Annotated in this window: 1 protein-coding gene and 1 pseudogene; both read right to left on the bottom strand. The window is 68.1% G+C overall.

The window, feature by feature from the left end; genetic code table 11:
• A partial coding sequence (locus G9E11_RS20035; protein ID WP_190609072.1) for a glucose-6-phosphate dehydrogenase assembly protein OpcA occupies positions 1-397 on the bottom strand: 397 nt, incomplete at its 3' end.
• Positions 394-664, bottom strand: a pseudogene (locus G9E11_RS20030) (glucose-6-phosphate dehydrogenase); the annotation flags it as partial. The pseudogene G9E11_RS20030 and the gene G9E11_RS20035, both read right to left, overlap by 4 nt.

The following is a 664-nucleotide window of genomic DNA, read 5'->3' as shown; positions in this document are numbered from 1 at the left end:
TTTCGGACGCGTTCTTCGGTGCCCCGTGCGGCCACCAGGCCACGATCGGGGCGTCGGGCAGCAGCAGCGCGGCGACCAGGGACTCGGATTCCTCCGCGAGTTCCCCGAAGCCGCGCAGCACGATGACCTCCGAGGCGCCGGCGTCCCCGCCGACCCGGATCTGCGCGTCGAGCCGGTTCGGCGCTGACGAACCCGCATCGGCGAGCACGATGATCCGGCAGGGGTGTTCGCGGCTGGCCTCGTTCGCGGCCTCGATCGCTTCCTCCTCGAGCCCGGACTTGGTGACCACCACGAGGGTCAGGACCCGGCCGAGAGCGATCACCCCGCCCTGCTCACGCAGCGACTGGATCTTCTTGGAAACGTTCGAGGTGGTGGTGTTGGGCAGGTCTACGATCATGGCCTTCTCCAGGTGCGTCCGTCACGGGCTAGCAGCTCATCGGCCGAGGCCGGGCCCCAGCTGCCGGGCGCATAGGGCTCGGGCTGTTCACCCAAACCGGCCCAGTACTCTTCGAAGGGGTCCAGGATCTTCCAGGACAGCTCCACTTCCTCGTGCCGCGGGAACAACGGCGGCTCCCCCAGGAGCACGTCCAGGATCAGCCGCTCGTAGGCCTCGGGGCTGGACTCGGTAAACGAATGCCCGTACCCGAAGTCCATCGTCACATCG

The organism is Arthrobacter ipis (assembly GCF_014694315.1).
Lineage (GTDB): Bacteria > Actinomycetota > Actinomycetes > Actinomycetales > Micrococcaceae > Arthrobacter > Arthrobacter ipis.
The sequence above is the reverse complement of the archived record's forward strand: the minus strand, read 5'-3'. Positions and strand labels throughout refer to the sequence as shown.